At 32.8% G+C, this 14,280-nt stretch carries 9 protein-coding genes; 5 read left to right on the plus strand and 4 right to left on the minus strand.

All coding sequences use genetic code 11. The annotated features are described in order from the left end of the window. Positions 1-60 precede the first annotated feature (60 nt). Positions 61-2,955, plus strand: a complete 2,895-nt coding sequence (locus QL232_RS04020; RefSeq protein WP_281613199.1) for a triple tyrosine motif-containing protein — start codon at positions 61-63, stop codon at positions 2,953-2,955. Here QL232_RS04020 and QL232_RS04025 read toward each other — a convergent pair. Next, on the minus strand, positions 2,950-4,254 hold the full coding sequence (locus QL232_RS04025) for a hypothetical protein (RefSeq protein WP_281613200.1): 1,305 nt from the start codon (positions 4,252-4,254) through the stop codon (positions 2,950-2,952). The two genes, QL232_RS04020 and QL232_RS04025, sit on opposite strands and share 6 nt — an antisense overlap. Before the next feature lie 295 nt (positions 4,255-4,549). On the opposite strand from QL232_RS04025, the gene QL232_RS04030 reads away from it, so the two are divergent. From QL232_RS04030 to QL232_RS04040, 3 genes are all read left to right on the plus strand, one after another. Further along, on the plus strand, positions 4,550-5,503 hold the full coding sequence (locus QL232_RS04030; RefSeq protein ID WP_281613201.1) for a hypothetical protein: 954 nt from the start codon (positions 4,550-4,552) through the stop codon (positions 5,501-5,503). 227 nt (positions 5,504-5,730) lie between these two features. Beyond that, positions 5,731-6,312: a Crp/Fnr family transcriptional regulator gene (locus tag QL232_RS04035; protein ID WP_281613202.1), complete on the plus strand. Its 582-nt coding sequence runs from the start codon at positions 5,731-5,733 to the stop codon at positions 6,310-6,312. A 79-nt stretch (positions 6,313-6,391) separates the two neighbouring features. Further along, on the plus strand, positions 6,392-7,024 hold the full coding sequence (locus QL232_RS04040; protein ID WP_281613203.1) for an NAD(P)H-dependent oxidoreductase: 633 nt from the start codon (positions 6,392-6,394) through the stop codon (positions 7,022-7,024). A gap of 97 nt (positions 7,025-7,121) precedes the next feature. On the opposite strand, the gene QL232_RS04045 is transcribed toward QL232_RS04040, so the two are convergent. Both QL232_RS04045 and QL232_RS04050 read right to left on the minus strand, forming a co-directional pair. Beyond that, the gene (locus tag QL232_RS04045) at positions 7,122-8,267 is read right to left on the minus strand and encodes an MBL fold metallo-hydrolase (protein WP_281613204.1); all 1,146 of its coding nucleotides are present in this window, start codon (positions 8,265-8,267) and stop codon (positions 7,122-7,124) included. A gap of 83 nt (positions 8,268-8,350) precedes the next feature. Beyond that, positions 8,351-9,319 carry a helix-turn-helix domain-containing protein gene (locus QL232_RS04050; RefSeq protein WP_281613205.1) on the minus strand — a complete coding sequence of 323 codons (969 nt, stop codon included), beginning with the start codon at positions 9,317-9,319 and terminating at the stop codon, positions 8,351-8,353. Between the two features lie 334 nt (positions 9,320-9,653). Here QL232_RS04050 and QL232_RS04055 point away from each other — a divergent pair, with 334 nt between their 5' ends. Beyond that, a complete protein-coding gene (locus QL232_RS04055; RefSeq protein WP_168882689.1) occupies positions 9,654-9,824 on the plus strand; it encodes a hypothetical protein in 171 nt (56 codons plus the stop codon). Between the two features lie 37 nt (positions 9,825-9,861). On the opposite strand, the gene QL232_RS04060 is transcribed toward QL232_RS04055, so the two are convergent. Beyond that, entirely contained in the window at positions 9,862-14,277 is a 4,416-nt protein-coding gene (locus QL232_RS04060) for an efflux RND transporter permease subunit (protein ID WP_281613206.1), read from the minus strand. Positions 14,278-14,280 lie beyond the last annotated feature (3 nt).

Raw genomic sequence — 14,280 nt, forward strand, 5'->3', positions numbered from 1 at the left:
ATATTTTAATATTTCAACGAGCTATAGGTCTACTTTATTTATAACACTACAATTAACTATATGAGATTAACGGTACTACTTTTTTGTTTACTTTTCATATTACAACTACCGGCATTTTCAAAAATTACTGACACTATAAAAGGAGTTCCTATTACTACTAATATTCCGTCTTCAGTATATAATGCAGGTTCACAAAATTGGTCAATTACTCAAGACTTTAGGGGGTATATGTATTTCGCGAACAACTTTGGGTTACTAGAGTTTAATGGTAGAAATTGGAATACATACAAACTAAATAAGGCCAACTCCAATCTGTTGTCTGTAAAAGCAATTGATAAAAGGATTTACGTTGGCGGCCAAAAAGAATTTGGTTACTTTCAATTGGATAGTGCAAACCAACTTTTTTATACATCACTTTCGGATGAATTACCTAAGGATATCGAATTTGATGAGGTTTGGAATATTCAAGAAGGGAAAAGTAATGAGATTTATTTCATTGCGCATGATTTTATTTTCAGGTATAATAACGAGTACGTTACGGCGATTCAAACCGTCGAAAAAACAAGGTACTCCTACTATATGGATGGATATATTTTTTCCTCTAATAATGAATTAGGGATCGAAAAGTATATACCATTAACCCAAGAGCGAAAGAAGATTCAAAATTCATATTTTCTGAAAGGTAAAAACATACGTCAGATTTTAAGAATTTCTAAAAATGAACATATGATTTTTACTCTTGAGGGAGAAATTTACCTTGAGAAAAACAATGTCCTTTTACCTGTTGCTCAGTCACTTTGGTCAAAGTTTAATGATGCGATGATCAATACTGCAACTCTTTTGACAAACAATAGAATTGCAATAGGTACTCAAAACGCTGGGATATTTATTCTATCTGAAAATTATCAACTGATCGATCATATCGATACGACAAAAGGACTTACAGATATTATTGTTTATTCGTTATTTCTTGATAAACAGGATAATTTATGGGTGGCCCATAGAAATGGGCTGTCATACATAGAGTTAGAATCGCCATTTAAACTGATTAATAAAAATGCAGGTGTTGAAGGCGGAGGTTATGCAGCTTGTATATCAAATGATCGATTATATCTTGGTACATCCAATGGACTATTTGTTGAAGATGTAGATAATGTAACGGGCGAAAAATTTGCTTTTAAAAGTATTACTGAAGCTAGAGGACATACCTATTTTATTGAAGAAGTAAATGGTAAATTATTTCATGCCCAACATCTTGGGTTATATGAAATACAAAAAGATAAAAGCTTACAAATCAATAAGGAAATAGGTGCATGGAACACAATTGCTTTGAACGATACTCATTTTCTTCAAGGGGGATATAACGGTTTATATCTACTTGAGAAAACAAAAAATAGCAAGTGGAAAACAAAAAAAATTCCAGGTTTTAAAGAGTCTAGCCGATTGATTTATATAGAGCCTGGTCAAAAGACTATTTGGGTTTCACATGGTTTTAAAGGTGTCTACAAAATAAGCTTTGATCCTGAAAACTATAAAATCCTTAAGGTAAGGCATTATGGAGAAAACGATGGGTTCTTTAGTAATGTATTAATCAATTTATTTTATGTAAGAAACGAATTGATTTTTTGTGGAGAAAGAGGTGTTTTTATTTATGATGAGCCAACAGATAAATTTAAACTTCACCCCTTGTATACCAAGCTTTTAGGGACTGAGACAAGAATATCTTCAATGGCTAGTGATTATGATGACAATGTATTCTTTATACAAGACGGAAAGTTGGGAATGATAAAGAATATCAACGCAAAAAGTCCATTTATAGAAAGAAACATTTTTGGTAGAATTAATCACTTAGTCAGTGATGACCTAGAGACCATCATTCCTATTAATAAACAACATGTCTTATTTACTGCTAAGGAAGGTTTTATTGATTATAATCCCCGTTTTCAAAGGGCTATTCATAAACAGGTACCTGTATCTTTAGTGAGTTTTAATAGTTCTGATGGACTCGAAAGTAAGAATGAATTGAATAATAATTCAGAAGAAAATATAACGATACCTTACGATAGAAATAATATTGATTTCGAATTTGTAGCTTCCTATTATGATGGTATGCAGTTCAATAAATATGAAACCTATCTTATTGGTTTTGATAAACAACCGAATCCTTGGAGTATTCAGAACTCAGTTAAATACACCAATTTAAAAGAAGGTAATTACCAATTGAGAATTAAGGGTAAAAACATATATGGAGAAGAAAGTGCTCCTATCTTTGTTAATTTCACCATCTCTCCACCTTGGAGTCGAAGTATCTATGCTTATGTTTTATATCTCTTTATAGGAATTCTGTTAACAATTGGTGTCGTCTTGGCATCTAGATGGTCATTCTTACATAGAGTAAAAAGCTTATTAGGCGAAAAACAAATACAACTTGAAAATAAAGACATTGAAATTCAGCGTTTAAAGGAGAAGCAACTAGAGCAAGACCTTGATCATAAGAACAAAGAATTAGCCTTAAGCACTGTGCACCTAACACAGCGCAATGAGCTTTTAAATAGTTTGAAATCTGACCTTCAAAGGATATTAGAAAAGATCAATAAGGGGAATTTTTCTAAGGTAAGAACTTACGATGCTTTAGAATTGATTATTAACAGAATCGGAAAAGATATTAATGATGAAAAGGAATGGTCTAGGTTTGAAGATCACTTTAATTTACTTCATTCGGATTTCTTTAAAATACTAAAGAAAAGACATCCTGATTTAAACACACAAGAATTAAAAATTTGTGCATATATCAGAATGAATCTATCCTCTAAGGAAATGGCTTCAGCCATGAATATCTCATTGAGAGGAGTAGAAACATCCCGATATAGATTAAGGAAAAAACTCGGCCTTGACCGTCATGAAAGTTTAACCGAGTTTATTGAAAACATCACACACATGAACGAAATATCATAAAGTCTGCTCCATAACATATAGGTGTTGCAACTTCTGATAGATGGGTTTTAAAATGGATAGGTAAACTTCATCATCATCTAAAGGCAAATATTCTTCGGCAATATTTGCCTTTCCTTTGCCCGAAAGTAGATACATATATTGCATTTTATGGTGTACTAATTCAAGTAAATTATTGATAGTATGATCTTTTGATACGCAATGCACCTCAGTTTTTGTTGAATTTAGAAGTTGATATATTTGTTTGTCTTCATTACTTAGATCATACAATAGTTGTAATGCAATTTGTTCGTAGATGTTCCCCTTCCCTAGTCGCCAAAATTTATCAGTAGTACTATTCTCTTTACTGTCTTTTATAGAAAAATCAAAGGAAGGCTCAATCCCTAATTTTGAATATAATGCATCAATTTCAAGACCTGTATTCTGTTTTAATTTTGATTGTGTGATACTACCTAAAGAAATGGAATCATGTTGTTGCGCAGTTAGTAATAGCAATGGAATACTTAGTTCTTTTAATAATTCTTGGTCCTTATTCTTCATCCTCTGATAAATACCAAGAGAAACAGAACTACCAATAAATTGATTTGAAACAATAAGTTCTGCTCCGAATCTGTTGTTTTTAATTTTTCTAACACCACCTGATCTAAGTTGTTGAAGTGTATCCCATTCTAGTGAAAGCAAGCGTTTATTCGTAACTTTTTTATCTTTAATTTCATTCATTTTATTTAAATGCCTTAATGATAAAGCCTCTCCATTAGGTCCTTTGGCTTCATTATCACCAAATACTCCTGGCCATTCATTACTAGATCCCCATAAGGGTTTAGGATGTTTTTCCCCGTGGCATCTAAAACATTCTTGAGGTGATCGTCTTACTTCTATATTTTTATTAGTGAAGTCTAATTGAAATAATTCCCAGTCTCCAGACTTTTTATCCAATATCATTCCATCAACCTTGTCATAAGTGACAGCTTTTTCCATGGTACTGATATTGAAAAGTAGATGACCATCTTCTCCAAATAGAATAATTCTGGGTGAATTTAAATCCGATTGCCCCAATGCTTTTGTATGTTCAACTAAAGAAAAATTTCTTCTGTAAACATCGGGAAGTGCAAACATTAATTCTTCAACAGTTTGAACTCGTTTTGTATTGACCCATTCTTGAAGGTCTTCTAATTGAATTGTGGAAGTATCTTGAAACCTTAATTCTTCAAGCTTACAGTTGTTGATAGTTTCTGTACCTTTTTCCTGTATCTGACAAGACATAAGTGTACATAAAAAAGTAATAATTCTAATTGTTTTCATTCGTACAATATACAGCTTCATTGTTAAGGTTTCGTACCACTTTATAAAGCAGAAAAGGATGAAGTATTTTTATTTTTTCAGATATCAAAAAATACGACTTTATCAATTTTAAAGTGGTGTTGAAGTTTATAAAAATGTCGTTTTTATAGTTGAAATCAATGATATTATTTGATATTGACGTGATATAAAAGTACTTAAATTTTGAGTCACAAAAACTCTTGTAGTAGTGAAATAATAGATTTTCAGGAGAATCACTTCTTTATTTGTGCATCTCAAATTTTAAATATTGTATGAAATGAAATTATTAAAATCAACACTCTTACTTCTAACTATTATTCTATCATCTTGTCAATTCGACGCACAAGATGAGATTGCTCAAGAGGCATCAAACTATAGAATCAATTGTCCGTCGTCGCATCCTTATATAGCATGTGACCAATGTTGGGAAAATGAAGCCCAAGCTACTTCAGCTGGGTGTACAGAAACAGGTAGTAGTGATGAAGGTACTACAGAAGAGGAAGGTACTAATGATACAGCGGCCTCTCCAAACTGTCCTTCTTCTCACCCATTTGAAGCTTGTGGACAATGTTGGACTGATGCAGTTCAAGCATCAAGTGCAGGGTGTACTGATACATCAACAGGAAATGAGGGAGATAATACAGACAACGGTAGTGGGAACTTTAACCCGAACAATACTACTTGTGTAACCCCAGTGGGTAATGGTAATGATGGTTGCCTGAATTCAGATGGTTACTTTGTAAGCCGCGATGGTGTTGTTTCAGATCCTGAAAATGCTCGTTTAGCAATTCTAGATATCGAAATCAACTTAGGTATCGACATCGATGATGAATTTATCGATAAATGTGGATACCAAGGAACAGTTCCATCAATTAACCCTTCGATTACAGCGGTAGATGCTAAAGTATATTTCGAGGCATTAATTGGTGAACAAAAGGCACAATGGTTAATTGAAGATTTAGATACGAATAAGGACGGTATACTAACTCGTAATGAAGCTTCTCAAGCAAAAGGAAGCGATCCAAGACAAGTACTAAGAACTGGTTTCGGACAGGAAAATGGATTAGCTACTGATGATATTTTGGCATATATAGGTTTATACCTAGGCGATGGTGCGATTGATAAGTACGCTGGAGATTTACTTCCAGAAGTACAAGAAAACCTAGCTACTTTCACAAGAACATGGCAACCAGAAGTAATGAATTCTAATGGTCGCTATATTGGAAACTAGCAGACTATCTTTTACGAAGTAAAATTCATTTTAAAGTAGATCAAAGTAAAAACGCAGGCTTTATTAGCTTGCGTTTTTTTATTTTATCTTTTTTTCTCATAACAAATAACCTGTAAAAAGAATAGCGAAAACTTCTGATTATAATTATTCTACTGTATGATAAATCAATTATTATCTTTCAAAAACACCTATATTGATGTGAAATTATGAACCTAAAATGAATCAGCTTGGAACACAATATATTAATCGATAAAATCAAAAGAAGTAATAGCCTACCGGAGGATGCTTTAACGTATTTATCTAGTATTGGAAAAGTTATTAAAATAAGAAAAGGAGAAGATTTAATAATTCCAGGTAAACCAATAAGTAAATCATACTTTGTAACAGAAGGTTGTATGAGAGCTTATTGTATGAACAAAGATGCTAAAGAACATACCCTTCAATTTGCTATAAAAGAATGGTGGATTAGTGATTTTATAGCTTTATATAACCATGAACCTTCTTCTTTAACTGTTGAAAGTATAACGGATGCTACTTTAATTGAGTTTGATTTTAAAGATTTAGAGAAAGGCTTTAAGCTATTTCCTGAATTTGAATCCTTTCAAAGAAAAAACTTAGAGAGGCATGTGGTCAGTGTTCATAAAAGGATTCTCAATCAATTACAGTTATCCGCCGCTGAGCGTTATGAGTTGTTTTTAAAGGAATACCCTGATATTGAAAAAATGATTTCTAATTATCATATCGCTTCTTATTTAGGTATCACACAACAGAGTTTAAGCAGAATTCGTGTAGAAAACTCGAAAAAGTAGATTTCTTACCATATGGTTAATTATTTCCATTTTCAGTCTTGTACTTTTGAACCATCCAATAATAAAAATAAAACAAACAATGGAGTTATTAGATAAATTACAATGGCGTTATGCTGCTAAGGCTATGAACGGCCAAAAAGTACCACAAGAAAAAATTGATAATATTATAGAGGCTATTTCTTTAGCACCTACATCAAGTGGACTACAACCTTTTGAAGTTTTGGTGATCACTAACCAGGAAATCAAAGAAAAAATCAAACCCGTTTCTTGGGATCAATCAGTAATTACAGACTGTTCCCACCTTTTTGTTTTTGCTGCTTGGGATACCTATACAGCTGACCGTATCAATAAAATGTTTGATTTGGTTAATGAAGTAAGAGGTTTTGAAAACGAAGGATGGGAAAATTACAGAAAGATGTTGTTGAACATCTACCCAAATAGAGATGCTGAAGAAAACTTCAATCATGCTGCAAAACAAGCTTATATTGCTTTTTCTCAAGCGATTGCTGCATGTGCTTTTGAAGGAGTAGATGCCACTCCTCTAGAAGGATTTTCTCCTGAAAAAGTAGATGAGATTCTTGGCCTAAGAGAAAAAGGATTAAGAAGTTGTGTTATGCTTCCTGTTGGTTATAGAGATGCTGAAAATGACTGGCTAGTGAACTTGAAGAAAGTACGTAAAAGCAAAGAAGATTTAGTTACAGTAATTGACTAATTCTTTTATAAAGAAAAAGCTAAAGCCCTTTTCATCAAGTGATACTATTGATGAAAAGGGCTTTTATATTTAAAAAAAACACCTTTTTGGTAAAGAGTTAATATATGTCCCCATCTTCAGCCATAAGTATGTTTTGAATTCCCTCATCGATCATTTCGTGAAGTACATCAAGGCGGTTGAATTTGTCTGGGTCATTGTAATTTTGAACATGAACTAATACGATATTCTTTACTTTCGATTCATTATAGACCCTCTTCAATAAATTAGGGAACATATGATATTCACCGATTGTTTTTACTTTTTCTTCTTCAGTTTCACCTCCCCATGTAGCATATTTGATGTTCTTTCTAGTAATACCCTCCACAACTAATAAATCTGCATCTTTTGAAGCATTCACTAATCCTTCTGAATAAGTACCATCACCTCCAAAAACAACAATTCTACCATCAGGTTTACATGTAAAACGATATGCATAAGTATGTTTCAATGCTCCATGTTTAGTTGGGAAAGCTTCCACTATTACATTTTCATCTTCAAATATTTTTCTACCATTATTGTCTAAATTTTCACTTAATGGGATACCTACTGCAGTTGCTCCATCAGCACCTCTTTTACTATCTGCTTGCGTCACATCATGTCTATCTATTTTCCAAGCTGCATTTATATGACTGATCATTTCATCTACTCCCTCAGGTCCATAAACTTTTTTATCTGCTCCATCATGGAATTTATATGGATTATTGATAAATGAAGGTAATCCAACAGTATGATCTTCATGTAGATGTGTTAAAAACATATACTTAAGATTCTTAAACTTAAATGTATTTATCAAGTCAATATCTTTTTGAGCTTGCACTGCTTTTGTAAGACCTCGCCACCAGCCTTCACCACAGTCCACAAAATATGGATAACCATTTACTACCAAGGCATGGGCTGCACCATTTCGAAAAGGGTTAGGTGTTGGAGTTCCAGTACCTAATGTGATTACTTTTGATGAGAATTCTTTTGGTGAACGATCCAATGGAGCTCTATTTCCTTTTGTTGGCCAATTTTCTGGAGCAGTAAAAGGTGTATTTGGGTTGGATGGTTCATGGAAAGGTACATTTAAATAATTCTGCTTCGTAGTCATTTTTCCTAATTCTAAATTCTTTTCCCAACTGGATAATATTGTTTTGAAAGAATATAAACCAAATGGGACAATAACGATTAAAAGGACGAATTGGATGTAATATTGCTTTTTCATTTTTCTATTTTTTTAATGATAAAGCAAAGGTATCTCATCGTATTCTGAGGTAGTTGTATTTTTAATTTTGTCAGTTGTAGTTTTTATTTTATTCCATTGTTTTTCAAAAAATCGTTAGGTGAAACACCAAACTCTTTTTTAAATATTTTAGAAAAATAAGCCATATCTGTATACCCTAAATGATAAGTTACCTCCTTAATTCCCATTTTATTAGTGATTAATAACTCTCGACTATAATATACTCGGTAATGATTATAGAATTTCAGAATAGTTTGCCCAAAGACTTTTTTGAAGAGTTGATTGCATTCCAATTCACTCATTGATAGTTGATTTGAAAGAGATTTTATATTAGGTTTTTCTTCTAAGTTATTCAATATGGCATCTCTTATTATATAAGCTGCCTTAATATGATCATCTGTATTAGTTTCATTATTTGACTTTGTATTTATTCGTCGATAAAAATATTCAAAAGCCATAGAGAATAGACTTTGCAATAATTGTTTTTGGACGACTTCTTTTTCTTTACTTTGATAATTATAAGTGGTTGAAATAGCAGCTCTAAGAATATTGATATCATCAAATGTTTCAAATAGAGAAAAATCGTTCTTATCTAGATATTGAATGTACTCTCCCATTCCTTTTTCTTTCAATTCCTCTTTTGAAAACAGCAATAACACGTGATGAACACTTTTTATTTCATTAAAATCAAAGATGAATTTATTCTCCTTCTCCATCAACATCATTGTCATTTTTTCTAATTGATGTTGCTCTTGATCTATATTGCTTTCGACCTTCATGTCTTTCATCAAAAATGAAAGAACATAGTCCACATTTTCATAATTAGAGAAATCTAAAATAAAATCATTAGATAGTGTGGAGTGAACCTTATCCACATTAAAAACAATGCTATATAAACCTTCTGATAGAGTATAATAATAGAACTCCCCTCCTTTCAACTGTCTGTAATTAGAGGTGTTTTGATTGGGTAATTCTGATAAAACTTTTCCGATTAACTGAGTGTGTTCTTCAAAAGAGGAGATATGAGTGACCATAAATCAATAATAAAAAGGGTAGTGATTAATTACAAAATGCAGTAGAACTAAATAGAATTTTTCATTTGATCTTAACCTTTAATTCAGTTTATACTATGATTTATGCAAAATATCTAAGCAAATAATCTAGCTTCCGATTTTTGTAGAAATAATTCAACGTAGCAGAAACAACAATAATATCAATTGTATTTATTGGTTATTTAATTTCTCTACTTATTTCAAATAAACAAGTACGATAATCCCTTATTTTTTGAGATTGTTATCACTATATAAGTGTTAGATTTTCACTATATTATAGATATCACCTAAACACACATATAAATAACTAAACACTATGATTGCTAAAGTTAAATATGAGATAAAACACCATAACGGTATTATCTCTATTGTTTGTAAACCAACAGATACTCAACAAACAATATTAAAAAAAGCCAAATCTACATTACGAAGATCAGGCTTTTCTGAAACAGATATTCAATCGCTCACCATTCAAAGTAGAGCATAATTCTGGAGTCAAGTTTTACTGTTGTAAGACTTGACTTTTACTCGTATACTCCCATAAGATTTCTTAATTCGTTCTCTTTTACAATAACATTAGATTTAGCCTTTAGGATCAATGTTTTTGTTTCAAGGTTTTTCTCTTGTGTATCAGCAAAATCTTTGAAACTTATTAAACCATTTTCAAAAGCATCAGACTTTATTTTTAATTCTCTATTTCTAAATTCCATGGCTTTTTGTGCCGTTTGTAGTACAACTAAAGCATTTTTGAGTTCTTGTAACTTAGTAGTCACTTCTTGGTTGGCTTTTCTTTTGTTTTCATCCAACTGAACCCTCGCTTGTTGTAATTGAATTTTTGAAATTTCAACGTCTTTTGATTTTTGTCCCCATTGTAAAATTGGCCAACTAAAAGTTGCTCCAACAAATACATTGGTTTGTGGAACCAAAGGAAGGTTATTAAAGTAAAACCCTTGAGCTGTCAGAGTGATATCAGGAATATGTTGCTTTTTGTAATAGTTTAATCCCGCTTCTGCCTTATTGATCATTAAATTAGACTCTTTCACTTTGTAATTCTCTTCAATCAGAGTTGAGTCTAATTCTGCTCTTTGAATCAATGACATAATTTCAATGGAATCATAATTTACATCCATCACCGACCACAAAGAGTCTTCAGGGAAATTTAAAACACCATTTAATTGCATGCGATATTTATCAGCATCAATTTCAGCTTGTTTTAACTTTGATTCATGATCTAATAAATCTGCATTTAAACCAAGAGCATATACGTCTAAGATTTCTCCAGCGTCTACTCCCGAATCTACTTGTTTCAACTTCTTTTGTATCAAAACTACTTGTTTTTCATAGGCTTCAAACTTGGCTTCTTCAATAGCAATTCCGACGTAAAGTTTTGAAACTCCTTCTCTAATCTCAGATTCTATCTCTGAGTATTTATTGATAATTAATTGCTTATCAATGGACTTTACTTCACTCCCAGATTTTATTTTAAATATTTGAGATATCGGTTGATATATACCCAAGTTAGCAACACCAAAGAAGGTGTTGTTTTCAGGTAATGTAAACTGAGTACCAAGATTTAAAGGAGGAATCCCACCGATTAGCGGTAGGTCAGTTAAACTGATGTTCACATCTGTAGTTTTTTCCGTATGATAATACCAAAATACCCCACCATCTAACATTACTTTAGGAAGATAATTGGCAGTTACTTTATCTACTTCCATTTCCTTCTTTTGAACCTCCAATTGAATCAATTGTAGCGATTGGTTGTTTTGCTTAGCGATTTCGACACATTCATTTAAAGTAATTTGATCTTGTGCCTCTAAAGATGGATTAGGGAGGAAAAAGAAAATTAGTAGAATACTCGCTCCTGTAGTGTTCTTTAAGATGTGACCTTTCAATTCTTCCGTTTCACCATACTTCCAGTATAAAACAGGGATGGTCAATAAGGTCATAAACATAGAAAATATTAAGCCTACAGCTAATACTGTAGCAAGTGGAGCCCACATCGGTGAACCAGAAATAATCATTGGGGTAACACCTATTGCTGCGGCCATAGTAGTAAGGAAAATTGGGCGAATTCTTCTTTTTCCAGCACCTATTGCTGCTTCTTTTATCGTGTGTCCTTCTTTTTCAACAAGGTCATTGGCAAAGTCTACAAGTATAATTGAATTTCTAACAGAGACACCCACTAAACTTGCTAGACCAACAAAAGCAGTAAATCCAAAAGGATATCCTGAAACCAAAAGACCAAAGAAAGCTCCAAAAACACTAAGTGGAATAGCAGCTAGAACAATTCCAACTTGATTTAATGTTTTAAACTGCATTAAAATAACGACAAAGATGATAAGTACACAATAAACGATTACCTTATTCATTTCTTCAAAGGTCTCCCTTTGACTCTCATCTTCACCTCCAATTTCTAGTTCATACCCTTTTGGTAAAGGATAAGCTTCAATCTGTTCTCTTACAGTTTTTAAGATTTCAGAAGGTAAAACATCGCTCTTAGCTTGAGATTGAACTGTAATTGTTTTTACTCCATTTCTATGTTTAATATTAGATGGAAGCCATGTAGGGCTCACCTCCGCTATTTGCATTATTGGTACACTAGCTCCTGTAATACTACTCGTTACATAGTAACTTTCAATGGCTTCAAGATTTTTAGATTGAACAGATTTATCCTGTAAGATGATAGGAAGAGCAGTGTTCCCTTCCCATAAGCTACCTACAGTTAACCCGTTGTAAGCCACCGCTAGTTCTCTCATGATCGTTGATTCTGTAATCCCAAGTTGATTGGCGACATTCTTATTGGCATCAATCTTTAAACTCATCTGGTTTTCAAAAACATCTGTAGTAACATTGTAAGAAAGAGCAGAGGTTCTCAAAATACTATCCATATCTGAAGCAATAGATTGTAAAGTATGGTAATCTCTACCCATGATTCTTAATTCAATCGGAGCTTCATATGGAGTACCCTGTTGCATCTTTTTGACCAATATTAATGCTTGTGGGAATTTTTCAGGTAATATATTTTCTAACTCTTTCACCCATTCATCAGTGGCATCATTTGAGATAGTATTGATAAGAATCTGCGAAAGATTCTCTTGAGGAAATTTTGGAGCGTAGTTATAATAAAACCTAGGAGATGATGTTCCAACAAAAGAAGCATAATTCACTAATTTATCATTGCCTTTTATTGTTTTCTCTATGGCGAATGTGATACTATCCGTAACGCTTAAAGATGTACCCGCTTTGGTACGAATCTCAATAACAAATTGATTTCTCTCCGCAGCAGGAAATAGTTTCTGTTTCTGTAAGAAATATAAAGATCCTCCTACTACAAATGTGATAAAAGAGAAGAACATTAACGTCTTTGGGTATTGAAAACAGAAATCAATAGCATGATCAAAAAATAACTCCAAATAATCTAATAAAGACTTCTTACCACCTTCTTTCTTTTCGAATTTCTTCTTGATAAAAGTATAGCATAAATATGGAGTTAAGAACATGGCAACGAGGTAGCTTGCATTAATAGCAATGGCAACGGTTAAAGGCAGAGAATGTATAAACTCTCCTACTGCACCCGATAATGCAATTAATGGGAAGAACGCTCCTGCTATAGTCAAGCCTGCAGTGAATACTGGGATTTTTAATTCGTCAGCAGATTTCCAAGCAGCATCGTAAGCAGGTAAACCTTCTTCTAGTTTCTCAACATAGTTATCTGCAATCACAATGGCATCATCTACCAACATGCCTAATACCACAATTAAAGAAGCTAAAGAAACTTGTTGAAGTTGTATTCCAATTCCATCTAAAATACCAAATGTAAAGGCAACTGTAACAGGAATTGCTAATGTTGCAATGAGTGCTACTCTAAAAGGTAACAATAAAAGAATTACAATGATTACAGAGACAATTGCAATGAAAAACTCTCTAATAAAATCATTGATACTTTCTTTTACATTTTCGGGCTGGTTGACTACGAAATCTATTCGAATATCGGATGGGATTTCAGATTGATATTCTGATATCATTTCTTCTACTTCAGTACCAAAATCTACAATATTGTAGCCATTCTGCATCTCCATAGAGATCATGATAGATTCTGTGCCATTAACTCTTACTTTTTGAGTTTCTTTGGTCATGCCTCTTTCAACATCGGCAATATCTTTAATGCGAATGACATTACCCAATGCATCTTTCGCAATCACTTGGTTTTCTATATCCTCTTTTGACTTGAATAAATCGCGGTTTACAAAGCCTACTTTTTGTCCATTCACATCTACACTACCACCTGGAACAATAATATTCTCGGATCGTAAAGCTGCAAATATTTGTGGCGTATAGATTTTATATTGACTTAGCCTTCTAAAATCTATGTTTACATAGTAACACTCTTGCTTGGAGCCTAATTTTTTGATCTTAGATAATGATTCTATAGAGCGAAGTTTATCGCATAGTTGATCTACATAACTTTGTATTTCTCGACTGTCTCTATCATCACTTTGAAAGGAAAGTAATAAGGCAACAGTATCACCAAAATCAGATTGAACAATTGGTCCTATTACTCCAGCAGGTAACTCAGATAACTTTAATAAAGTAAGTCTATGTTGAAGCTTTGACCAGAAAATATCGGCATCTGTCACAAAGTCTTGAAGTTCAACAACTATATAGAGTACTCCTTCTCTTGAATTTGAATACGTCTTTTCTTTGTTTACCTCTTCATAACTGAAAAGAAGATCTTCTATTTTATCGGTGACTTCTGTTTCGACATCAGTAGAAGTAGCACCTGGATAGGCTGCAACAACTAATCCTTCTCGAATATTAAATTTGGGATCTTCCCTTCTTGGCATATGTTGCAGAGAGAAAACACCGTACATCACAATCATAAATGTGATGGTCAATATAATCTGCTTATGATCTAACGCGGCTTTGACTATCGACATAAT

Origin of the sequence: Flammeovirga sp. SubArs3 (assembly GCF_947387565.1) — a bacterium.
GTDB lineage: Bacteria > Bacteroidota > Bacteroidia > Cytophagales > Flammeovirgaceae > Flammeovirga > Flammeovirga agarivorans.